General features: G+C 60.1%; 22 protein-coding genes. 12 read left to right on the plus strand and 10 right to left on the minus strand.

Annotation, left to right across the window (positions count from 1 at the left end; all coding sequences use genetic code 11):
- Positions 1-6: 6 nt before the first annotated feature.
- A complete protein-coding gene (locus ACQZ5F_RS21770; protein WP_046801238.1) occupies positions 7-684 on the minus strand; it encodes a GntR family transcriptional regulator in 678 nt (225 codons plus the stop codon).
- A gap of 130 nt (positions 685-814) precedes the next feature.
- On the opposite strand from ACQZ5F_RS21770, the gene ACQZ5F_RS21775 reads away from it, so the two are divergent.
- Positions 815-1,444: a flavin reductase family protein gene (locus ACQZ5F_RS21775; protein ID WP_046801239.1), complete on the plus strand. Its 630-nt coding sequence runs from the start codon at positions 815-817 to the stop codon at positions 1,442-1,444.
- Between the two features lie 22 nt (positions 1,445-1,466).
- Complete coding sequence (locus ACQZ5F_RS21780) at positions 1,467-2,183, plus strand: aspartate/glutamate racemase family protein (protein ID WP_052820556.1); 717 nt, start codon at positions 1,467-1,469, stop codon at positions 2,181-2,183.
- Between the two features lie 65 nt (positions 2,184-2,248).
- Here the strand turns inward: ACQZ5F_RS21780 and ACQZ5F_RS21785 are convergent, their stop codons facing one another.
- The 4 genes from ACQZ5F_RS21785 to ACQZ5F_RS21800 all read right to left on the minus strand — a co-directional run bounded on the left by ACQZ5F_RS21785 (position 2,249) and on the right by ACQZ5F_RS21800 (position 4,905).
- Positions 2,249-2,755, minus strand: coding sequence for a DUF992 domain-containing protein (locus ACQZ5F_RS21785; protein ID WP_225338181.1), 507 nt, complete (start codon positions 2,753-2,755; stop codon positions 2,249-2,251).
- Positions 2,752-3,099 (minus strand): BON domain-containing protein, encoded by a 348-nt coding sequence (locus ACQZ5F_RS21790; protein ID WP_080843082.1) that lies wholly within the window; start codon positions 3,097-3,099, stop codon positions 2,752-2,754. The genes ACQZ5F_RS21785 and ACQZ5F_RS21790 overlap by 4 nt, the downstream gene beginning before the upstream one ends.
- A 7-nt stretch (positions 3,100-3,106) precedes the next feature.
- Entirely contained in the window at positions 3,107-3,286 is a 180-nt protein-coding gene (locus ACQZ5F_RS21795; RefSeq protein ID WP_046801242.1) for a CsbD family protein, read from the minus strand.
- A 140-nt stretch (positions 3,287-3,426) separates the two neighbouring features.
- Positions 3,427-4,905, minus strand: coding sequence for a helix-turn-helix transcriptional regulator (locus tag ACQZ5F_RS21800; protein ID WP_225338182.1), 1,479 nt, complete (start codon positions 4,903-4,905; stop codon positions 3,427-3,429).
- A 190-nt stretch (positions 4,906-5,095) separates the two neighbouring features.
- On the opposite strand from ACQZ5F_RS21800, the gene ACQZ5F_RS21805 reads away from it, so the two are divergent.
- The 6 genes from ACQZ5F_RS21805 (at position 5,096) to ACQZ5F_RS21830 (ending at position 13,232) form a co-directional block, all read left to right on the plus strand.
- Positions 5,096-6,031, plus strand: a complete 936-nt coding sequence (locus ACQZ5F_RS21805) for a LysR family transcriptional regulator (protein ID WP_080843084.1) — start codon at positions 5,096-5,098, stop codon at positions 6,029-6,031.
- A 104-nt stretch (positions 6,032-6,135) separates the two neighbouring features.
- Complete coding sequence (locus ACQZ5F_RS21810; protein ID WP_046801244.1) at positions 6,136-6,615, plus strand: formate dehydrogenase subunit gamma; 480 nt, start codon at positions 6,136-6,138, stop codon at positions 6,613-6,615.
- On the plus strand, positions 6,612-8,168 hold the full coding sequence (locus ACQZ5F_RS21815; protein WP_448730954.1) for a formate dehydrogenase beta subunit: 1,557 nt from the start codon (positions 6,612-6,614) through the stop codon (positions 8,166-8,168). The genes ACQZ5F_RS21810 and ACQZ5F_RS21815 overlap by 4 nt, the downstream gene beginning before the upstream one ends.
- Before the next feature lie 4 nt (positions 8,169-8,172).
- Positions 8,173-11,055 carry a formate dehydrogenase subunit alpha gene (gene fdhF / locus ACQZ5F_RS21820; protein WP_225338184.1) on the plus strand — a complete coding sequence of 961 codons (2,883 nt, stop codon included), beginning with the start codon at positions 8,173-8,175 and terminating at the stop codon, positions 11,053-11,055.
- Positions 11,056-11,123: 68 nt separating this feature from the next.
- Entirely contained in the window at positions 11,124-11,465 is a 342-nt protein-coding gene (locus ACQZ5F_RS21825) for a formate dehydrogenase subunit delta (protein WP_225245531.1), read from the plus strand.
- Between the two features lie 114 nt (positions 11,466-11,579).
- Positions 11,580-13,232 (plus strand): OFA family MFS transporter, encoded by a 1,653-nt coding sequence (locus ACQZ5F_RS21830; RefSeq protein WP_080843272.1) that lies wholly within the window; start codon positions 11,580-11,582, stop codon positions 13,230-13,232.
- Positions 13,233-13,444: 212 nt separating this feature from the next.
- Here ACQZ5F_RS21830 and ACQZ5F_RS21835 read toward each other — a convergent pair whose 3' ends face one another.
- The 5 genes from ACQZ5F_RS21835 to ACQZ5F_RS21855 all read right to left on the minus strand — a co-directional run bounded on the left by ACQZ5F_RS21835 (position 13,445) and on the right by ACQZ5F_RS21855 (position 16,976).
- Positions 13,445-13,669, minus strand: coding sequence for a hypothetical protein (locus ACQZ5F_RS21835; protein ID WP_225338213.1), 225 nt, complete (start codon positions 13,667-13,669; stop codon positions 13,445-13,447).
- 130 nt (positions 13,670-13,799) lie between these two features.
- Positions 13,800-14,009, minus strand: a complete 210-nt coding sequence (locus tag ACQZ5F_RS21840) for a cold-shock protein (protein WP_225338185.1) — start codon at positions 14,007-14,009, stop codon at positions 13,800-13,802.
- Positions 14,010-14,393: 384 nt separating this feature from the next.
- Positions 14,394-15,290 (minus strand): dihydrodipicolinate synthase family protein, encoded by an 897-nt coding sequence (locus ACQZ5F_RS21845; protein ID WP_448730955.1) that lies wholly within the window; start codon positions 15,288-15,290, stop codon positions 14,394-14,396.
- A gap of 29 nt (positions 15,291-15,319) precedes the next feature.
- Positions 15,320-16,201, minus strand: coding sequence for an SMP-30/gluconolactonase/LRE family protein (locus tag ACQZ5F_RS21850; protein WP_046801251.1), 882 nt, complete (start codon positions 16,199-16,201; stop codon positions 15,320-15,322).
- A gap of 55 nt (positions 16,202-16,256) precedes the next feature.
- Positions 16,257-16,976, minus strand: a complete 720-nt coding sequence (locus ACQZ5F_RS21855; protein WP_046801252.1) for a FadR/GntR family transcriptional regulator — start codon at positions 16,974-16,976, stop codon at positions 16,257-16,259.
- Between the two features lie 302 nt (positions 16,977-17,278).
- On the opposite strand from ACQZ5F_RS21855, the gene ACQZ5F_RS21860 reads away from it, so the two are divergent.
- The 4 genes from ACQZ5F_RS21860 (at position 17,279) to ACQZ5F_RS21875 (ending at position 23,203) form a co-directional block, all read left to right on the plus strand.
- The gene (locus ACQZ5F_RS21860) at positions 17,279-19,228 is read left to right on the plus strand and encodes an ABC transporter substrate-binding protein (protein WP_225338186.1); all 1,950 of its coding nucleotides are present in this window, start codon (positions 17,279-17,281) and stop codon (positions 19,226-19,228) included.
- 121 nt (positions 19,229-19,349) lie between these two features.
- Positions 19,350-20,336: an ABC transporter permease gene (locus tag ACQZ5F_RS21865; protein ID WP_077983887.1), complete on the plus strand. Its 987-nt coding sequence runs from the start codon at positions 19,350-19,352 to the stop codon at positions 20,334-20,336.
- A 9-nt stretch (positions 20,337-20,345) separates the two neighbouring features.
- The gene (locus tag ACQZ5F_RS21870) at positions 20,346-21,470 is read left to right on the plus strand and encodes an ABC transporter permease (protein ID WP_225338187.1); all 1,125 of its coding nucleotides are present in this window, start codon (positions 20,346-20,348) and stop codon (positions 21,468-21,470) included.
- Between the two features lie 8 nt (positions 21,471-21,478).
- Positions 21,479-23,203: an ABC transporter ATP-binding protein gene (locus ACQZ5F_RS21875; RefSeq protein WP_225338188.1), complete on the plus strand. Its 1,725-nt coding sequence runs from the start codon at positions 21,479-21,481 to the stop codon at positions 23,201-23,203.
- Positions 23,204-23,228: the final 25 nt, after the last annotated feature.

Genomic DNA, 23,228 nt, shown 5'->3' on the forward strand with positions numbered 1-23,228 from the left:
GCAGGGTCAGGCGAGTGCAGCCCGCAGATCATGGGAAAGGTCGCGGATTTCGCTGAGATCGAGCTCCGCTTCCACATGTTCCAGGTGATGGGTCATCAGATGCGTGGCTCTCGCCGGGTCGTTATTGGCGATCGCGTCGACAATTTCCGCATGTTCGTCGGGCCCGCAGTTGAATCGGTCCGTGTTGCGGTAAACAGCGGTGATGAGGGAGGAACGCGAAATGAGGTCGCGCATGGTGGTGAACAGGAAATCGGAACCGACCGTTTCCGCAAGCAGCAGGTGGAAGCCGCCGGAAAGCTTGATGATGTCGGTTGTGATATTGTGAGCATTGGCCACGCGCTCCTTCTCGACATGGTCGCGAAGCCGTTTCAGATCGGTCTTGGTGGCGGATTTGCACAGCCGCTCAACGACACATTGTTCCACGGTGCGGCGCACGAAGAACACGTCCCTTGCCTCTTCGACCGAGGGTTTGGAAACGAAGGCGCCGCGATTGGGAACGATGGTGACGAGCCCGTCACGCTCCAGCACGGAAAGCGCCTGGCGGATGCGCGCGCGGCTGACGCCGAAAATGGTGGCGAGCTGCTCTTCCTTCAACTGCACGCCCGGGCGCAGCCGCCGTTCAGCGATCGACAGCCAGACTTTCTCGACAATTTGCTGCGTGGACTGGCCGTTTTGTTCGGTCATCGGGTTCACTCTCCATTATGGGTAGAGAAGCGTGATGCGGTGGAAAAAGTCAACCGTTTCAACAGAGTTTTGGTTGCAAGATTGTCAACAATCTGAAATAATATTGTGTACCATAAACAGGGTAGTTGTCATGGAATTCGACTTCACCGCGCTCGAACCACAAAGCCGTTATCGTCTGCTGACGAATTTTATCGGTCCACGGCCGATAGCGCTTGTCACGACGCGTTCGGCCGCCGGCCACAACAACGCGGCGCCGATGAGCTTTTTCAACGTTTTCTCCCATGATCCGCCGATCGTCGTCCTCGGTATCCAGCCGCGTGTGACGGGGGAGGAGAAGGATACGATGGTCAATATTCGCCGAACCGGCGAATTCGTCATCAACATGGTCGATATGGCTCTGTCGGAACAGATGCTCGTTTGCGGCCTCGGTTTCGACAGCGAGGTGGACGAGCTTTCCATGGCGCGTCTGACCGCGACCCCGTGCAGCAAGATCGATGCAAGCTTTGCGGCGGAATCGCCCTGTGCCTTCGAGTGCCGGGTGGAGCGCCTGATCGATTATCCGCGCCGCACACTGGTTCTGGGCGAAGTCGTGCACATGCATGTGCACAAGGATTGCCTCGATGAAGAGGGGCGTTATGTCGATCCGGACCGCTATCAGCCGATCGCGCGCCTTCACGCCGACAATTACATTACTTCGGACCGCCAGTTCGTCCTCAAGGCGCCGGCGATTACCGACTTCATCAAGCCAGACGGCGCGTGAAGGTCCTGAAAGGCTTACCCCGATGCATATTCGCCTGATCAACCCCAACTCTACGGCCTCGATGACGGCGCAGGCGCTCGACAGCGCCTTGCGCGTCAAACACGTGGATACGAAAATTTCCGCTGCAAATCCTCTCGATACGCCCGTCAGTATCGAAGGCGGGGCGGATGAGGCGCTGGCTGTTCCGGGCCTGCTGCAGGAGATCCGCAAGGGTGAACAGCTCGGCGTTAACGCCTATGTCATCGCCTGCTTTGACGATCCGGGGCTGCATGCTGCCCGCGAAGTGGCGCGCGGGCCGGTCATCGGCATCTGCCAGGCCGCCGTGCAGGTGGCCATGACGATCAGCCGCCGATTTTCCATCATCACCACCCTGCCGCGTTCGATCCCCATCATCGAGGACCTTGTCGGCAACTATGGGGCGGAGCGGCATTGCCGCAAGGTTCGTGCCATCAATCTGCCGGTGCTTGGTCTCGAGGAAGACCCTCTCGCCGCTGAAATGATGCTGATCCGCGAGATCGAAGCGGCCAAGAAGGAGGACGCGGCGGAAGCGATCATCCTTGGATGCGCCGGCATGTCGGCTCTGTGCGACAGGCTGCGCGACGCAACCGGCGTGCCTGTTATCGATGGGGTTACGGCAGCGGTGAAACTCGCCGAGGCGCTGGTGGGAGCGGGTTACAGCACTTCGAAGGTCAATGCCTATGATTATCCGCGCATCAAGGAAGCCATGCTGGTTGCCTGAGCCGGGAGACGGCATCTGGTTTCGGGCAAATTGGATGCCCGAAACCGCGCCGGTTGCGACCTGAATTAGCGGGCGTGCTTCAATTGCAGACGTGATACGCCCGCTGCAATGTTTACACCCGTGCCGACCTCGGCGCTGATCGGCTGAAGTGCGAAATTCTTGGCATTGCCGCCGATCAGGGCGTTTGCGCCAATACCAATGCCGACAGAGGCTGCAGCGGAAGCGCCGACATACTCACCCCCAAGCGCACCCTCGCCGATGCGGCTTGCCGCGGTATTGAACACGATCCAGCTCATATATGTCTTGCCCGTCACGCCGATATCGAGGCCGAGCTTGCCGATTGTGCCTGTGTAGCGCTCGGTTTTGCCGGAGCGCTGGCGAAACTGGCAATCGACGTTTTTGCTGGAACCGATCACAAGTCCGACCCCACCGGCGATTTCGCAGGACAAGGTGCCGACACGTTCCTTCTGGACGGTTTCAGGCGCACGTTTCGAGTTGTGTCTGGTTTCGGCCGAGGCGAGCGGGGCAAGTGCCAGGGTTGCGATGGCGGTTGCGAGAACGAACTTCTTCATTGTTTATCACTCCTGTTGTTGTTGGCGAGGTGGAGATGCGGGGAGGCCGCGTCCAGCCTGGTCGACGACCGCTGGCGGATCGCCAGATCGGCGATGATGGGTCGTGACGCGAAACACTCGGCAATGATGACCGCACGTTCGAAGGCAGAGAGGGTTTCAACTTCGCCCGTGAGGACGATGCACCCATCAGAGGAACTGACGGAGATGCAGCTGTTTTCCTGCCCGTCCGCATAGGCAATCAGTGCCTGCAACGCGGCGCAAAGGCTGATCTCCTGTGGATTGCAGCCCGGTGCCGTGTTTGCGGCCCATGAAAGCATCATCGTGAAACCTCCGGCCTTGAACATCGATGGATCACTTTAATGCTTTGGTGATGGCGTCTTTCGCCCGGCCGAGTTTCTCCTGTGCGTGGCCGGCAACTTTTTCCGCCTTGCCTTCCGCCTCAAGTCGCCCATTGCCGGTGATTTTCCCGGTTGCTTCCTTGATGGTGCCCTTTGCCTGGCGGGCAATGCCTTCGATACGGTTTTTGTCCATGATGTACTCCTTCCATCGTTGGATCATGCCGCTGCTGACAACGGCATGATGGGAAGGTAGTGCGGCGCATTGGCCCGAAGCAGAGCATTTTCTACTAGTTGAACTGGTATAAAGTGACTTATTTTCGCAAAAGCAGGTCGCTATTTTTCCCTGCGGCCGGAAAAGCCCCGTTCGCGTGCCCAGATAACCGCGGCGGTACGGCGGTTCACGCCGATCTTGCCATAAAGCGACGCGATATGATTCCGGATGGTGTGCTTGGAAAGATGAAGCCTGTCGCTCATTTCCCTGTCGCTGCACCCGTCACAGATCAGCGACAGGATTTCCTCCTCGCGATCCGTCAGGTCCTTCAGCGATGCGGATGGCGTCGTGCTGCGCGCGTTCTGGCGCAGTCCCGCCAGCCTTTCGACGACGGTTCTGCTGAACCATGATGTATCGGTCATCACGCTTTCGATTGCTTCGATCAGTTCATTTTCCGAGCGTCTGCGCTCGGTCACGTCCTGTATTGCCCAGATGACGCATTGCTGGTCGTTGATTTCGGCGCGTTCGGCGGAAACGATGCATTCGGCCGTGCCGCCATCGCTCAGCTTCATGCGCATGTTTTCGTTGCGGATGGGGATGTTGTCCTTCAGCCGTTTCTCGATATCCCTGCGTGCCGTCACATCTTCCCACAGCCGCAGTTCGCCGGCGGTTTTTCCCACCACCTCCGGCTCCTTGCGGCCACATAATTGCAGGAAGGCGTCGTTGACTTCAGTCAGCACGAAGTCCTCCAGCCGCGAAACGGCAGCGGGCGCGGGTGAAAGGCGGAATGATTTGAAGAACCGTTCCTCGCTCTGGCGCAGCGCGTTCTGCGCCCTGCGGCGCCCGTCAAGATCGGCGAAGGTGAAGAGCATGCAGGGCTCTTCGGCAACCGCGATGGTTTCGCCGGCGACGATCACCAGCCTGTCTCCTCCCGGTATGGGGATGAGCGCCTCCCTCTGACGGATGATCCTGCCTTCATGCAGCCGCTTCAGTGCGTCCTCGCCGGTGTCGCATTCGGAAAACAGTCCAAGCTCCTCGACACTCACGCCGATAATGTCCTCACGCGTGAAGCCGGTCATTTCAAGAAAGCCCTGATTGACGCGGATGAAACGCTCGTCTTCCAGCCGGCAGATCAGGCCCGGGGCGGGATTGGCGTTAAAGGCGCTTTCAAAGCGCGCTTCGGCCTCAAAACGGGGTGTTTCATCCCGGATGATGAGGACGAGGACGTCGGGCCTGGCGCCCGCGTCCTCAAGAACAAGGCCACGCATCGTGTGGACCCAGCACTCCTCCTCATTGCCGCTCGGCGACACTTCCACCGTCACGTCGTCGAAATCATCGCCGGCCAAAAGACGCTCGAGCGGATATTGTCCCTCTTCGAGCAGATGGTTGTTGCGGTAACGAAGCGTGAAATTTCGCCGGTAGGCCGCGGCATCCTCTCCGAGATCCGCGAGCGCCTCGATCCGGTGCATACGAAGTGCCGCGCTGTTTGCCCAGGCAATCGTTCCGTCCTTTTCGAGCAGGATCAATCCGTCGCTCAGCCCGGCGATCAGATTCTGCAATACCAGCCGGTTGATCTTCGGAACCTCTGCGATCGCGTCCATGCTTCCCCCGCTATCCTGATCCTTGTCGCTGTTATAACGCATGGTTGCGGCAAGTGTTGCAAGGAAGTCCTGCCTGTGTCTCCGCGCTCCGGCAGTCTCCTGCTGCCACCGGATTTGCGGCAAGGCCCGTCAGGCACTAGTGTCCGGTTGCGTGCTGTCGCGCGCAGCGACACGTGTCATGGGAGGACGCATGATCGACAAGCTGGAATTTTTCATCGCATTGGCGCGCGCGGAGCATTTCGGGCGGGCAGCGGAGGAATGCGGCATTTCGCAGCCAAGTCTCTCGGCGGCGATCCGCCAACTGGAAGATCAGCTGGGTGTTGTTCTGGTGGTGCGCGCCGCCCGTTATCAGGGGCTGACACCTGAAGGGCAGCGCGTTCTGGAATGGGCGCGCCGCATCGTTGCCGATACGCGCACCATGCGCGAGGAAATGCGCGCCGCCCGCAAGGGTCTGGCCGGCCATATCCGCCTTGCGGTCATTCCCACCGCACTTGCCATGGTGCCGCGATTGACGGAGCCGTTTCAGGCGCGCCATCCCGCCGTGACCTTTTCGGTGACGTCACGCACCTCGCTTCAGGTTTTGGGCCAGATCGAAAATCTCGAGATCGACGCGGGAATCACCTATTTAGACAATGAGCCGCTGGGGCGGGTGACGACGGTGCCGCTTTATTCGGAGCGATATCACCTGATTGCAGCGGCCGGAACACCTTTGGCCGATCAGGAAAGCGTTACCTGGAGGCAGGTTGCCGGTCTTAGGCTATGCCTATTGACTTCAGACATGCAGAACCGCCGTATCATCAACAAGCACATGGCGGAAGCGGGTGTAGAGGTGAAGCCAACGCTCGAATCCAATTCGATGATCGTGCTTTTTTCCCATATTCGAACCGGACAATGGGCTTCAATAATGCCGCGTAACATAGCGGAATCATTCGGTTTTCCAAAACAGATAAAAATGATCCCGATCATCGAGCCCGATGCCGAGCATCTTGTGGGCTTGATTGCGACTTACCGCGAACCGCACACGCCACTGGTTTCAGCGCTTCTTCATGAGGCGCGGCAGCGCGCTGCGGAGCTGGTTTTTGATAGGAAATCCCTATCGAGCGACGGAAACACCTTATTGACCTGATCCTGCCGGTCTCGCCATTCTTGCCGCCAATGCAGGCGTTGCGAAAGGGCTGAGAAATGTCCTGCCCGCCATCCTTGCCCCTGTCGGTTTGGGAGGACTGGCTTATGAATATTCAGGCGGTTGCCGCAGATGAGGCGGCCCGTGTTTCCGCGGTCATTGACGACTTTCTTCACCTCGAAGGGCCGATGCTGCCCATCCTGCACGCGGTTCAGGAAGAGTTCGGCTACATTCCGGAAAGCGCCAAACAGATTATCGCCTCCGCACTGAACGTGTCGCGGGCGGAGGTGCATGGTGTCGTAACCTTCTATCCCGATTTTCGTGATCATCCTTCCGGCCGGCATGTCTTGAAGCTCTGTCGCGCCGAGGCTTGCCAGTCGATGGGTGGCGAGCCTCTGGCGGACACCATCAAGTCCCGGCTCGGCCTTGACTGGCACGAAACCGCCGCTGACGGTTCCGTCACCCTGGAACCGGTTTTCTGTCTCGGGCTTTGTGCGCAGGCGCCGGCCCTGATGCTGGACGGCGAAGTCCATGCCCGCCTTGACGAGGACTGTCTTGGCGACATTCTGACGGAGGCGCGCCGATGAATGTCACCGTTTTTGTTCCCGGCGATTCCGCCGCGCTTGCGGTTGGCGCAAACCGCGTGGCCGACGCCATCGGCCGGGAAGCGGCCAGCCGCAATCTTGATGTGCATATTGTCCGCAACGGTTCGCGCGGCATGCTCTGGCTCGAAGTGCTGGTCGAAGTGCGCACCGACCATGGCCGCATCGCCTACGGGCCGGTCAAGGCCGGCGATGTGGCCTCGCTTTTCGATGCGGGTTTTCTCACCGGCGGCGAGCATCGTCTCTGTCTTGGGCCGACCAAGGACATCCCGTTCCTGAAAAGCCAGACGCGTCTGACATTTGCCCGCTGCGGCGTGACTGATCCATTGTCGCTCGAGGATTACCGCGCCTATCAGGGCATGAAAGGCCTCGAAAAAGCCGTCGCCATGGCGCCGCTCGACATCGTTGCGCAGGTGACCGAAAGCGGCCTGCGTGGACGCGGAGGTGCGGGTTTCCCGACGGGCATCAAATGGAAGACCGTTGCCGATGCCGTGGCGGACCAGAAATACATCGTCTGCAACGCGGACGAGGGCGATAGCGGTACCTTTGCCGACCGCATGATCATGGAAGGCGATCCCTTCGTGCTGATCGAAGGCATGGCGATTGCCGGCCTTGCCGTTGGTGCGACGAAGGGCTTCATCTATACCCGCTCGGAATATCCCCACGCCATCAAGGTCATGGAACAGGCGATCGACATCGCCCGCCGAGAAGGCATTATCGGCCCCTCCGTCCTCGGTTCCGGGCGGGCCTTCGATCTCGAAGTGCGTATGGGTGCCGGCGCCTATGTCTGCGGCGAGGAAACATCGCTTCTCAACAGTCTGGAAGGCAAGCGCGGCACCGTGCGCGCCAAGCCGCCGTTACCTGCCCTGCAGGGCCTGTTCGGAAAACCCACCGTCGTCAACAACGTGATTTCGCTGGCGTCCATTCCGGTGATCATGGATCTGGGTGCCGCTTTCTACCGCGATTTCGGCGTTGGCCGTTCGCATGGCACGATCCCCATCCAGCTTGCCGGAAACATCAGGCATGGCGGGCTTTACGAGACCGCCTTCGGCCTGCCGCTCGGGCAACTGGTCAACGATATCGGTGGCGGCACGATCACCGGCCGGCCCGTCAAGGCCGTGCAGGTGGGTGGCCCGCTCGGCGCCTATTTCCCGGTTTCGCTGTTCGACACGATCTTCGACTATGAGGCCTTTACGGCGGCTGGCGGCCTTATCGGCCATGCCGGCATCGTGGTGTTCGACGATACCGCCGATATGCTGCGGCAGGCGCGGTTCGCGCTGGAATTCTGCGCGGTTGAAAGCTGCGGCAAGTGCACGCCCTGTCGCATCGGCTCGACGCGTGGTGTCGAGACCGTCGACAGGATCGCGCTCGGCATCGAGCGGGAGAAGAATACCGCGCTCCTCGAAGACCTCTGCGAAACCATGAAATTCGGTTCGCTTTGCGCGCTTGGCGGCTTCACGCCCTATCCCGTCATGAGTGCGCTCCGGCATTTCCCTGATGATTTTGCCCCCATCCCACGCGTTGAAGCTGCGGAGTAAGACCATGGCCCTTGTTTCTGAATTCGACTACGGAACGCCGAAATCCCGCGCAACGGACATGGTGACGCTCACCATCGACGGCCGGCAGATTACCGTACCGGCGGGAACGTCGATCATGCGCGCCTCACGCGAGGCGGGCATCGATGTCCCGAAACTCTGCGCCACCGATATGGTGGATGCCTTCGGCTCCTGCCGGCTCTGTCTTATCGAGGTGGAGGGCCGCAATGGCACTCCCGCCTCCTGCACCACGCCTGTCGCCCCCGGTCTCGTCGTGCACACGCAGACGGAGCGGCTGAAACAGATCCGCAAGGGGGTGATGGAGCTTTATATCTCCGATCACCCGCTCGACTGTCTGACCTGCGCTGCCAATGGCGATTGCGAGCTGCAGGATATGGCCGGTGCCGTTGGCCTGCGCGATGTGCGCTACGGTTACGAAGGCGACAACCACGTCAAGGCACGCACCGGTGAAGGTGATCTCAATGCCCGCTGGATGCCGAAGGACGAAAGCAATCCCTATTTCACCTATGATCCCTCCAAATGTATTGTCTGCTCCCGCTGCGTGCGTGCCTGCGAGGAAGTGCAGGGCACGTTTGCACTGACGATCGAAGGGCGCGGTTTTGAAAGCCGGGTTTCGCCCGGCGCACATGAGGCATTCCTTGATTCCGACTGCGTTTCCTGCGGCGCCTGCGTGCAGGCTTGTCCCACCGCGACGCTGACGGAAAAGTCGGTGATTGAGATCGGCCAGCCGGAACATTCGCTGGTGACGACATGCGCCTATTGTGGTGTCGGTTGTTCCTTCAAGGCGGAAATGCGCGGCGAAGAGCTGGTGCGCATGGTGCCGTGGAAGGACGGACAGGCCAATCGCGGCCATTCCTGCGTCAAGGGCCGTTTTGCCTATGGTTATGCGACGCACAGGGACCGTATTCTCAACCCGATGATCCGCGAGAAGATCAGCGATCCATGGCGGGAAGTCAGCTGGGAAGAGGCCTTCTCCCATGTCGCTTCGGAGTTCCGGCGCATTCAGGGCCAATATGGTCGGGAATCCATCGGCGGCATCACCTCGTCCCGCTGCACGAATGAAGAAACCTTCCTCGTCCAGAAACTCATCCGCGCCGGTTTTGGTAATAACAACGTCGATACCTGCGCCCGCGTCTGCCATTCGCCCACGGGCTATGGTCTCGGTCAGGCTTTCGGCACGTCGGCCGGAACGCAGAATTTCGACAGCGTGGAGCATTCCGACGTCGTCGTGGTCATCGGCGCCAATCCGACGGACGGTCACCCGGTCTTCGGTTCCCGGCTGAAAAAGCGGCTACGGCAGGGCGCAAAACTGATCGTCATCGATCCCCGCCGTATCGATCTCGTGCGCAGCCCGCATGTGGAGGCCTCTTTCCACCTGCCGCTGAAGCCCGGCACCAACGTGGCCGTGCTGACGGCGCTTGCACATGTGATCGTCACGGAAGGCCTGTTCAACGAGGCCTTCATCCGCGAGCGTTGCGACTGGTCGGAATTTGAGGATTGGGCCGCCTTCGTTGCCGAGCCTCAGCACAGCCCGGAAGAAACCGAAACTTTCACCGGTGTTCCGGCGGAAGAACTGCGCGGGGCTGCCCGCCTCTATGCCCGCGGCGGCAATGGTGCGATCTATTACGGCCTTGGCGTTACCGAACATAGCCAGGGGTCGACCACGGTCATGGCGATTGCCAATCTGGCCATGGCCACCGGCAATATTGGCCGCCCCGGTGTGGGCGTCAATCCGCTTCGCGGGCAGAACAACGTTCAGGGCTCCTGCGACATGGGCTCGTTCCCGCATGAGCTTCCGGGTTACCGGCATATTTCCGATGACGCCACGCGTGACATTTTCGAGAAACTCTGGGGCGTGAAACTCAACAACGAGCCGGGATTGCGTATCCCCAACATGCTCGACGCGGCCGTGGATGGCAGCTTCAAGGGCATCTACATTCAGGGTGAGGATATTCTCCAGTCCGATCCGGACACGAAGCACGTGTCCGCCGGCCTTGCCGCCATGGAATGTGTTGTGGTGCATGATCTTTTCCTGAACGAGACGGCGAATTATGCCCATGTCTTCCTGCCCGGTTCCACCTTCCTCGAAAAGGACGGCACCTTCACCAATGCCGAGCGCCGCATCAACCGCGTGCGCAAGGTCATGTCGCCGAAGAACGGTTATGCCGACTGGGAGGTGACGCAGAAGCTGGCGCAGGCCATGGGACTTACCTGGGACTATGCACATCCGTCTGAAATCATGGATGAAATTGCGGCGACGACACCGAGTTTCGCTAGTGTTTCCTATGACTATCTCGAGCGGACCGGTTCGGTGCAGTGGCCCTGCAACGAGAAGTTCCCGCAGGGTTCGCCGATCATGCATGTGGATGGTTTCGTACGCGGCAAGGGCAAGTTCATCCGCACCGAATATGTGGCGACGGACGAACGTACCGGTCCGCGCTTCCCGCTGCTGCTCACCACCGGCCGCATCCTGTCGCAATACAATGTCGGCGCGCAGACGAGGCGCACGGAAAATGTCGTGTGGCACGAGGAGGACCGGCTGGAAATCCATCCGCATGATGCCGAGCAGCGCGGCGTCAAGGATGGCGACTGGGTGAAGCTTGCCAGTCGCTCCGGAGACACGACGCTGAGGGCGCTGATCACCGACCGCGTGGCGCCGGGCGTGGTCTATACGACTTTCCACCATCCGGGCACGCAGGCGAACGTCATCACCACCGACTTCTCCGACTGGGCGACCAACTGTCCGGAATACAAGGTGACCGCCGTGCAGATATCACCTTCGAACGGCCCGACGGAATGGCAGGAGGAATATGATGCGCTCGGCCGCCGGTCGAGGCGGATCGCCGGCAAGCTGGAGGCAGCCGAATAATCAGGGCCGGGGGTGCCCCGGCCACTTGAAACACGGACGCCGACCGGCAGGCGGCGCGGGGGAACAGCATGTTGCTTAATCACACCGACGAAAAACTGGTGAGAATGGCGAACCAGATCGCGACATTTTTCCTGTCTCAGCCGGAGGAAGTCCGCATTGACGGTGTCGCCACCCACATCAACAAATTCTGGGAGCCGCGCATGCGCCGCCGGTTTTTCGAGATAGTGGATGCCGGCGCCGGTGATTTTCTGCCGCTGGTGATCGCTGCCTCAGTGGAGATCAAGAGACCCGGATCACCCAACGCCGATGCGGTGGGGCTTGGGGAGGATGCAAAGGGTGCGCCGGGAGGCAAGGGGCCGGCTGCGGGCGAGTCCCTATCCGAACCGAGTATTCCCGAAACCAGACATTGAGCGCGGCGAGGGGCCGCCTTCACCTATTGCCGCACGGGAGAGCATTCGGCGGTTTCGCCCTGCCATATGGGGCGTATGAAATTTGTCCAGACATCCACGAGGGAGGTAATGTCGATGGCAGTAGCAGGCGTATCTGCGGGAGAACCGGTGCAGGCCGGAATTCTGGACCGCGAACGGATCATAGCAAAACCCGGATTTAACCGCTGGCTGGTGCCGCCGGCAGCATTGGCCATTCATCTGTGCATCGGCATGGCCTATGGCTTCAGTGTCTTCTGGCTGCCATTGTCGAAGGCCCTGCCGGCGACGGACCCCAGTTGCTCCAGTCTAACCCTTGTCGGCGCTTTGTTCACCACGCAGTGCAACTGGCGCGTGGCCGATCTTGGCTGGATCTACACGCTGTTTTTCGTCCTCCTGGGTTGCTCGGCGGCGATCTGGGGCGGCTGGCTGGAAAGGGTGGGGCCGCGCAAGGCCGGTTTCGTCTCCGCCTGCTGCTGGTGTGGCGGCATTCTCGTTGCGGCGCTCGGCGTCATGACGCACCAGCTGTGGCTGATGTGGCTGGGCGCGGGTGTCATCGGCGGTGTCGGTCTCGGGCTTGGTTATATTTCGCCCGTATCGACGCTGATCAAATGGTTCCCGGATCGTCGCGGCATGGCGACGGGCATGGCCATCATGGGCTTTGGCGGCGGCGCAATGATCGGCGCGCCGCTTGCCAACCTGTTGATGAACGCCTTCAAGACCGAAACGACAGTGGGTGTCTGGCAGACCTTCGTCGTCATGGCGCTGATCTATTTCGTCTTCATGATGGCCGGTGCCTTCGGGTATCGGATTCCGCCGGCCGGCTGGCGTCCAGAGGGCTGGACTGCGCCGGCTGCCAAGAGCGCGATGATAACCCACCGTCACGTGCATCTGCGCGATGCGCACAAGACGCCGCAGTTCTGGCTGATCTGGGCGGTGCTGTGCCTTAACGTTTCGGCAGGCATAGGCGTCATCGGCATGGCGTCGCCCATGCTGCAGGAAATCTTCGCGGGCTCGCTGATCGGCCTGCCGGGCGTGGGTTTTGCGGATCTTGATGCAGGGCAGAAGGCGCAGATAGCGGCGATTGCCGCCGGTTTCACCGGGCTGCTTTCGCTGTTCAATATCGGCGGGCGTTTCTTCTGGGCGTCGATGTCTGACAGGATCGGCCGCAAGAACACTTATTTCTGCTTCTTCATTCTCGGCATCATTCTTTATGCGGCGGCGCCAACGCTTGCGACGATGGGGTCCAAGGCCTTCTTCGTTCTGGCCTTCGGCATCATCCTGTCCATGTATGGCGGTGGTTTTGCGACCATTCCGGCTTATCTCGCCGACATCTTCGGCACGCAGTTCGTCGGCGCTATTCACGGCCGGCTGCTGACAGCATGGGCAACAGCCGGCATCGCCGGACCGGTGGTCGTCAACTACATACGTGAGGCGCAGATAGCCGCCGGTGTTGCGCCGGGCCCGGCGCTTTACACCAGTACCATGTATATTCTGGCGGGCATGCTGGCGATCGGCCTTGTTGCAAATGCGCTGGTGAGGCCGTTGCCGGAGAAATGGTTCATGTCGGATGCGGAGGTTGCCGCGCTTCAGGCAAAAACCGCTGCCGCCAGCGCCGGCCCGACCGGCTCCTTCGGCATCGGCAAGGGCGGGCTTGACGCTAAAGCCGCATTCGCCTGGATTGCCGTCGGCATACCGCTTCTTTGGGGCGTGTGGGTTACGGTGAGAAGCAGCCTCGCGCTGTTTGGCTGAACGGATTGCGTTCGTTCGCGCAGGAAAAGCGCGCCGCTTGCCAGACGTGTGTCGGCTTATAGTCGGCATGTGATCTGGGTGCTGAAGACAAGGAGGCGGTTCAGGTTCAATGGGCCGCTTCCCGAAACGCGCAGATGCTTCGGGCGGAGGAACGCTTGGCTCCATGGCCATTGATCAGGGCGCGATGCTGCCTGATCAAGTCATACCGTTGGTCATCGCCCGCGGGCACGTTTGGCAATGAGAGCCGACGTGGCTGAAGCGCGGTCTGACTGTTCCTTTGCAAGGCGTGCTTCCCGAAGCCGCAGGGTCTTCTCTTCGCGGGATCGGTTAAGGGAATCGAGTTCTTCACGCGCTTCTTCCTTCGCGAAAAACGGCGTTTGGATATGGCTGAAGGCAATCTCCGCCTTCTGGCGAGACGTGCTGTATTTTTCTGTCATGGGTGTTCCGCTGGTAAGGCTCGGCAAGCGAGCGAAAAATAAAAAGGCCAGGCGATTTGCCTGGCCTTGATTGGGTTGGTGTGCTTCCGGCAGTGCCAGTACATCCGTGGTCAAAGGGAAGCAGATACCCTCAGGCAGCCTGCAGATTGCAAGCCGACATCTTGCCCGACTTGTTGTCGCGCTCCAGCTCGAAGCTGACCTTCTGGCCTTCAACGAGTTCACGCATGCCTGCGCGCTCAACTGCGGAGATATGTACAAAAGCATCGTTGCCGCCGTTATCAGGCTGAATGAAGCCGAAGCCCTTGGTGGAATTAAACCATTTAACTGTGCCAGTGGTCATGATGAACCCTTTCATAGCAATAGAGAGACCACAGCACTCAGGTGCTGCGGATGATGATAGCGATTTTGAAAGGAAAGGTTCGTTCAGAACGCGGTGCCAGACGCGTGACAAGCAAAGCTAAGCAAGCAAATTCGATTGCCCCTTGTATCGGGTCTATGCTCCAGTGTCAACTATTGGTTTTGGTGCTGTCATCATCGACAAAAAGTTGTGGCATGGCGGGAACGAGCAGATTGACCCAAAACTGAGTGTAGGCGGGCCCTGGAGCCCGGCCTTTTTCAGATCGTCGGCTTAACGGTCATGCGTGGATCGGGAGCGCGGAACGCACAGTCTGGCCCGTCCATTCGAGGCGCTTGGGACCCGCGCGCGGAATGAGGGAGGCGCCCATTAACGCCAGCTGGCAAGCAATCCCTCAAGTGTTGAGCGATCTTCTTTGTCCAGACGCGCAAGGCCCGGCGCTCGAACCGGGCCAACCGTAAGCCCAAGGATCTCCATCGCTTCCTTCACCACCGTCACGTTCGCGCCGTTGCGGTATCGTGTCCGCAGCCGTTCGAACAGCTCGATCTTTTCGACGATCTTCCGGGCTGCAGTGAAATCGCCAGCCGTCAGGGCATCATGAACCTGCAGGGAAAATTGCGGCGCGACATTGACGAGGCCGGATGTGAAGCCGCGTGCGCCGGCGGCGCAAAAGGCGGGTGCCCAGCTTTCCGCCAGTCCGCAGACGTAGAGCGCGCCGTTCGGATCGGAAGCGGCGATCGCGCGCGACAACAGCATAATGTCGGTGGTTGCGAACTTGATGCCGGCGACATTCGGATGGCTGGAAAGCCTGACCATGTCATCGACCGAAAAACCGTCGGCCCGGACATAGGCCACCAGCGGCAATTCGCTGCCTTCTGCCAGGCCGATAAAATAGTCGATCTGCGATTGCGGGGCTGCAAAGGGGTCGACCGGCTGATGCGACATGACGGCGGAAGCCCCTATGTCCTTCGCCTGCCGCGCCATGGACAGCGCTTCGCGCTGCGAGCGCCCGATCGCTGCCGTCACCGGGGCTTTCCCGCTTACACCTTTTATCGCGGCCTCATAAACCCTCATAATTTCAGCGGGTGTCAGGGCGTAGAACTCGCCGGTATTGCCCGCCGCGACGATATTATGGATGCCTGCCTTTGCCACGCGGGCGTAAACCTCGGCGGTGACGACGGCGTCCACTTCACCGCCCGCATCATAAGCCGTTACGGGAACGCCGGAGATACCCTGCAGGGCCTGGCGAAAATCGAATGTCGTCATCAATTTGTTCCTCAAGGTAAAAGGGCGTCTCAGATGGAGAATTTGTGAACGGGCGTGCCGGCGACAGGCGCATCGAACGCAACGACCGTGCCCGCCGTGGAGACGCCGTTGGTTTCGGTCACCAGACTGGTGAGATAGATCGTCTTAAGGTCCGGACCGCCGAAACATGGCATGGTCGGCCCCTTGAACGGCAGCCTGTAGATTTCGAACAATTTGCCTTCAGGCGTAAAGCGGTTGAGCCGTCCGCCCTGAACGCCGGCGCTCCAGTAGCAGCCTTCGCTATCGGTCGCTGCGCCATCCGGCCTGCCTTCGTCTGGCGCGAAATCATGGAGGCGTTCGGCAGGGCCGAGCTTGCCGGTTGCAGCATCGAAATCGAACGCCTGATACATGAGCCCGCTGCTATCGGAATGATACATCCGCTTTCCGTCCGGGCTCCAGGCAAGGCCGTTCGACGTGAACATATTACCGTCGATGACGCGCTCGATACCGCCGTCAGGTGCCACCCGATAGAGACGCGCATTGCCTGTAGGCACGGCGGCCTCGTCGCGGGTGCCCACCCAGAAATGCCCGTCCGGACCAACCTTGCCGTCATTGAGGCGGCTATCGGGTCGTCCTTCGTCGGGGTCGCAGAGAAGCTCGAGCTTGCCGCTTGCGGGGTCGAGCAGATGCACGCCGGTCTTGAGGCCCGCCACAACAAGGCCATTGTCGCAGAGACCGAGACAGCCCACCTGGGCGGGCATGTCGAACCTGTCCAGCTTTCCGTCCGCATGCAGGCGGAAAATCGCCGGGGCGAGAATATCGACGAACCACAGATTGCCCGTCCGCTCGTCCCATGCGGGCGATTCGCCAACCTTCAAAGGCGTATCGACGAGGGGACGGAGTTTCGGTTCTATGATGCGCGGCTGGCTCACTGGTTATTCTCCATCGCCCTTTCAGGCCTCGTTTTTTTAAATTGCGGGATCGGTTCTAGCCTCCGACGCCCTGAAACATGCGGGCGCGGGCTTTGAGGATGTGGTCTTTCATCGCGTCATGCGCAGCCTGCTCGTGGCGCGCAAAAATCGCTTCGACGATGGCTGTGTGCTCGTTTTGCACTTCGCGCACATGCTGCGGTGTACGTTTGAGGCTGAGACTGCGTGTCACCGACTGGCCGATGGCGAAATGCGGTTTGAACCAGATGCGTACGGTGATGTGGAACTGGTTATGGCTTGCCCTGGCAATGGCTTCGTGCAGGGCGAAATCTTCCTCTGCGCCAAGATCATTGCGCTCGAGACATTGTTCCAGCGCTGCAATTGCCTGCTCGATCCGCGTCTTGTCGGCTGCCTGCCAGTTGCGCGCCGCAAGCTCGGCCCCCGAGGCCTCAAGGCCGGCCCGGAACTCGAAGAAGCGCTGCACGTCGGCAAGCGAACCGACCGGCACCTGCTGCAACACCGAAGAGTCGGGTTGCTGGCGCACATAGGAGCCGGAGCCCTTTTGTGAAACGATAAGCTCGTCATTGCGCAGCCGCTCCAGCGCTGCGCGCACCACCGGCCGGGAAGCCCCGAACAGAGACGCCAGGCTTTGTTCGGATGGTAGCCGCTCGTTTATGGGAAACCGCCCGTCCGAAATCATGCCGACGATCTTTTCGTAGACGATGTCGCTGAGCCGGGTCTCGCCGCGTGCGGCCGACGATGTGGTCGTATTGTCCATCAGCACACCTTTCGTTGCAAATCGCTGAAGTTGAACGGTTTCCTGTATGTCATCCGCAACAGAAATACCGGGGTTTTATCAGCGGGGAGCGCTGCCGTTCCGATCTTTATCGTCAAACCTGTTTTCGAAAATCGCTCTACGAATAAAAAATATGTAAAAAGCTGTCAATACTTGTAATCATCTGAAAACGCCCATATGGTCTGCCCCTGCCGGTGGAGGATCGGCGTGCTGGCTGGCCGGGAGGGCCGTTGCGACACAGTGAAGGCTGTTTTGCTGCCGGTGATTTTTTGGGAGGATAATCGATGCGCGATGGGGATAAATTTTCGCTTGGCGTGACGCGCCGGACCTTTGTGGCGGGGCTTGGCGGCGTCGCCGCCCTTTCCGTCATCGGGACCTCGGCCCGGGCCGCCACCGGCAAGGAAGCGCCGGAACTGGCAGCCTCGGTAAAAGACGGCAAACTGCCGCCCCTGGCCGAGCGCCTGCCGAAAAATCCGATGGTGGTGACGCCGCACGAGAAAATCGGCACCTATGGCGGCACATTGCGCCGTGGCCTGCGCGGTTCATCGGACCACAATGGCATTTTGCGCATGGTCGGCAATCAGGGGCTGGTTCGCTGGAACATGGATTTCACCGAGGTTCTGCCGAACCTTGCCGAGAAATGGGAGGTTAATGACGACGCTTCGCAGTTCACCTTCCATCTGTTGCAGGGCGCGAAATGGTCGGACGGCCACCCCTTCACCGCAGATGACGTGGTGTTCGCCATCGAGGACTGCATCAAGAACAAGGAGCTTTACAGCGCCACCCCGGCCCAGCTTTCCGTGGCCGGCAAGGCGGTCGATGTCGAGAAGGTCGACGATTTCACGGTCAAGTTCAAATTCGCCGCGCCGAACGCGCTCTATCTAGAAAACCTCGCTACACCGCTCGGCCAGCATCCAACGCTGTTCGCCAAGCATTATTGCAGCAAGTTCCTGCCGAAATACAATACGTCGCTGGATGCCGATGTGAAGGCGGCCGGCGTATCGAGCTGGACGGAACTGTTCCGCGCCAAGTGCGGTGATATCGAAATTCCGTCGCGCTGGTCGAATGTCGACAAGCCGACGCTTGATCCGTGGGTGGTGAAGGAACCCTATTCCGGCGGCGCGACCCGGGTTGTGATGACCCGCAATCCTTACTTCTGGCAGGTTGATACCGAAGGTAACCAGCTTCCTTACATCGACGAAGTCAATTTCGGCATTTCGCAGGATGTCGAATCGCTGATGCTGAATGTCATTTCCGGCAAGATCGACATTCAGGAGCGCCATATCAGCGTTCTCGCCAACAAGCCGACCCTGTCGCAGAACATGAAAAAAGGTGATTACCGTCTGCTGACGCTGGTGCCTTCCGCTTCGCAACAGTGCCAGATCTACCTGAACATCACCCATAAAGACCCGGCAATGCGCAAGATGTTTGCCGACAAGTCCTTCCGTCAGGCGCTGTCCATTGCGCTCAACCGGCAGGAAATCATCGACATCGTTTATTTCGGCCAGAGCGAGGGATATCAGGCCGGGCCACGCCCGACGCACCCCTGGTATAATGAAAAGCTGGCGCGCCAGTTCACCGAATATGACGCCGACAAGGCGAATGATCTTCTCGACAAGGCCGGTTACGACAAGAAGAACGGCAATGGCATGCGGCTGCGTCCTGACGGCCAGCCGATTTTCTTCTCGATCGATGTCATCCCGACGCTTTATCCAGATCTTGTCGATGCGCTGGAACTGGTGAAGGCACAGTGGGCGCAGATCGGCGTTGATATCAAGGTCAACACCATCGAACGCGCGCTCTATTACACGCGTGGCGATGACAACGCCCATGATGCGGCGGTCTGGCCTGGCCCCGGCGGTCTCGATCCAATGCTCGACCCGCGCGATTTCTTCGCCTTCCATCCGCAGGGGTCGCGTTACGCCATTCCGTGGGCGCTCTGGTATACGTCCAACGGCCAGAAGGGTGAGGAACCACCGGAAAGCCAGAAGAAACGCTTCAAACTATTCGACGAGGCGCGTTCGACGGCCGACCTTGCCAAGCGCGGCGAGAAGATGAAGGAAATCTTCGACATAGCGGCGGAAGAGTTCGAGACGATCGGTCTCTGCCTTGCCGTGGGTGGTTTCGGCATCATCCGCAACAATCTGCGCAATGTGCCGGAAACGGAACCCGACAGCTGGACCTGGCCCAATCCCGGCCCGGCGCTGCCGCAACAGTTCACCTTCACAAGCTGATACCGCCACATGGGCGTCGCTACCGTAACGCGGCGACGCCTCTCAGGTTGTTTCGACCATCCACAGCCCGCCTCCCTGGTGGAAGGCGGTGCGTATGGCACAATGTGATTGCGAGAACGACATGCTGCTTTTTATCGTAAAACGCCTGCTGTGGATGATCCCGTCCCTGTTTGCCGTCAGTTTCCTTGCCTTTGTCCTGATCCAGCTGCCGCCCGGCGACTATGTGACGACCTATATCGCCACCCTGGCCGCTTCCAACGAGGTCATTGACCACAATACGGCGGCGCAGCTGCGCGAACGTTTCGGCCTCGATGACCCGATGATCGTGCAATATCTGAAATGGATATGGGGCATCATCAGCCGTGGTGATTTCGGCATCTCGTTCGAGTGGCAGCAGCCGGTTTCCGGCCTCATCTGGGAACGCATGGCGCTGACGCTGGTTCTGGCCATCGCAAGCCTTCTCGCCACCTGGGCCATAGCTCTTCCCATCGGCGTCTTCTCCGCCGTGCGCAAATATTCGATCGGCGATTATCTCTTTACCGCCTTCTCCTTCTTCGGCCTTTCCATACCCTCGTTTCTGCTGGCGCTGGTGCTGATGTATGTGGCGGCGGTGGAGTTCGGGGCCGATGTTGGCGGGCTGTTTTCCGCAGAATATGAAACGGCGTCCTGGAGCATCGCCAAGATGATCGACCTGATGGCCCATATCTGGCTGCCGGTCGCCATCCTTGCCGTCTCCTCTACCGCAAGCCTCATCCGCGTCATGCGTGCCAATATGCTGGACGAATTGCCCAAGCCCTATGTGACCACGGCGCGTGCAAAGGGATTGTCCGAGTTCAAGCTGCTGACGAAATATCCGCTCAGAATTGCGCTCAACCCGTTCATTTCCACCATCGCATGGCTGCTGCCCAACCTCATTTCGGGCTCCGTGGTGGTCGCCATCGTGCTCAACCTGCCAACGGCGGCACCGCTGCTTCTGCAGTCGTTGATGGCGCAGGACATGTATCTCGCCGGCGCTTTCGTGCTGTTGATCTGCGCGCTGACGCTGATCGGTTCGCTGATCAGCGACATCCTGCTTGCGCTGGTCGATCCGCGCATCCGTCTCGAATAGGAGGGCGCCATGAGCGATATCACTATGACCACCAACACCCGGCAGGACCGCGCCGCCGTCGCTTCGCAGTGGCAGCTCATCTGGTGGGCGTTCAAGCGCCACAAGCTGGCCATGGCCGCCCTTTTCATCACCATCGCCATGTATATCGTCGCGCTGGTGCCGGGCTTCTTCGCCATCAACGATCCGGTGCTGCAGAACGCCCGCGCCACCTTCCATCCGCCGCAGCGCGTGCATTTCATCGATACGACCGACGGTTTCTCGCTCGGAATGCATTATTATCCGCTGAAGCTGACCCGCAATCCCGAGACGCTGGCGGCGGTGTTCGTCGAAGATACCGCGAAGAAAATCCCGGTCCAGCTTTTCGGTCGAGGTTACGAATATTCCGTGTTCGGCCTGTTCGACACGGATATCCATCTGCTGGCCTCCACCGACAAGACGCGACCGCTCTTTCTCTTCGGTGCGGATCGTCTCGGCCGTGATGTCTTCAGCCGCGTCGTGCAGGGGTCGCAGATTTCCCTGTCGATCGGTCTTGTCGGCGTATTTTTCTCGCTGCTGCTCGGTGTCGTTCTCGGCGGCATCTCCGGTTATTATGGCGGCCGCATCGATTTCGTCATGCAGCGGGTGATCGACTTCGTCTTGTCGCTGCCCACCATTCCCATCTGGCTGGCGCTGGCCGCCGCATTGCCGCAGGGCTGGCCGGCAACGCTGCAATACATGATGATCACCATCATCCTGTCCCTGACCGGCTGGGCGCAGCTTGCCCGCGTCGTGCGCGGCCGATTCCTGTCGCTCAGAACCGAAGAGTTCGTGGCTGCGGCCCGGCTGGATGGCGTGCCGGAAGGGCGCATCATCTTCCGCCATATGTTGCCGAGTTTTTCGAGCCATATCATCGCCTCGGTCACGCTTGCGGTTCCGGCGATGATCCTTGCGGAAACCTCGCTGTCCTTCCTTGGCCTCGGCCTTCAGCCGCCAACGATTTCCTGGGGCGTGCTGCTGCGCGAGGCGCAGAATATCCGCTCGATCGCGACTGCGCCGTGGTTGTTCCTGCCCGGTGTGGCTGTTGTCGTTGCCGTCATGGCGCTCAATCTGCTCGGTGACGGCCTGCGCGACGCAGCCGACCCCTATAACAAGTGAGGCCCAGGATGAGCGATATTCTCTCCATGAAGCCAGCAAAACCGCTGCTTGAAGTCCGCAATCTCGTCACCGAGTTCCCGGTCCGAAACGGTGTTTTCCGCGCGGTCAACGATCTGTCTTTTTCCATCGATCCCGGCAAGACACTCTGTGTCGTCGGCGAAAGCGGCTCCGGAAAATCCGTCACCGCCCGCTCTATCCTGCAAATTATCGACAGCCCCGGTTACATCGCGTCCGGGTCGATCATCCTCAATCGCGCCGATGGCACGTCACTTGACCTGGCAAAGCTCGATCCGCGCAGCCGGGCCATCCGCTCGGTGCGCGGCGCTGACATCGCCATGATTTTCCAGGAGCCGATGTCGTCGCTTTCCCCGGTCCATACCGTCGGTGACCAGATCACCGAAGTTCTGCGCCTGCACCTGAAAATGACGAAGGCACAGGCGCGGGCTGAGGCCATCGAACTGCTGCGGCAGGTGGAAATTCCCAATCCCGAAAAGGCGCTGGATCGGTATGCCTTTCAATATTCGGGCGGCATGCGCCAGCGCGCCATGATCGCCATGGCGCTGGCCTGCAAACCGCAGCTGTTGATCGCCGACGAACCGACGACGGCGCTCGACGTCACCACACAGGCCGAAATCCTCGACCTGATATCGCGGCTGCAGAAGGCGCATGGCATGGCGGTGCTGTTCATCACCCATGACATGGGCGTGGTGGCGCAGATTGCCGATGATGTGCTGGTCATGCATCACGGTGTCGCCAAGGAATATGGCACTGTCGATGAGATATTCCACAGCCCGCAGGACTCCTATACCCGCATGTTGATCGGCTCGGTCCTGAAACTGGAGCAGAAAGCGGAAATCCGGCTTGCCCGTCCGCCGCTCGATCTTGCCGCAGCGCCCATCCTCGAAGTCAACGACCTCTCCATGCATTTCGGTGAGATGAAGGCGCTGGATGGCGTCTCGATCAAGCTGTTGCCCGGCGAGACGCTTGGCATTGTCGGTGAAAGCGGTTCGGGCAAGACCACGATGGGCCGCTCCATCATGCGCCTTTACGATCCGACCGGCGGCGAAATGCGTTATCGCCGGGCGGATGGCACGGTGGTCGACCTGGCCAAAATCGAAGGCGCCGAGCTGAAAGCCGCGCGGCGCGAGTTGCGCATGGTTTTCCAGGACCCGTTCGGTTCGCTCAATCCGCGCATGACGGTGGCGCAGGTCATCGGCGAACCATTGCTGGTCAACGGTATTGCCAGGGGCAGGGAGCTGGATGAGCGCGTCTGCGCCCTGATGGAGCAGGTGGGGCTTGATCCGACCGGGCGTGAGCGTTACCCGCACGCCTTTTCCGGCGGCCAGCGCCAGCGCATCGGCATCGCCCGCGCCATCACGCTGAAGCCGCGCATCATCGTGGCGGATGAGGCGACCTCGGCGCTTGATGTTTCGGTGCGGTTCCAGGTGCTTGATCTTTTGATGCGGCTACAGGACGAACTGGGGCTCGCCTATATCTTCATCAGTCACGATATCGGCGTCATCAGATACATGTGCGACCGCGTCGGGGTGATGTATCGCGGCAAGCTGGTGGAAGTGGGAGAGGCCGAAAAGGTCTGCAACGCGCCGGATCATCCTTACACGCAGGCGCTGCTATCTGCCATTCCGCGGCCCGACCCGCGCGACCGGGATCGCACCCGAAGGTTCCGCTACATCGAACCATCCGAGATCAAGAACGGGGTAGCGGCCCGATAACGTCGCGGCCGTTGCATCCTGCAAT

Source organism: Agrobacterium sp. 22-210-1 (assembly GCF_053522525.1).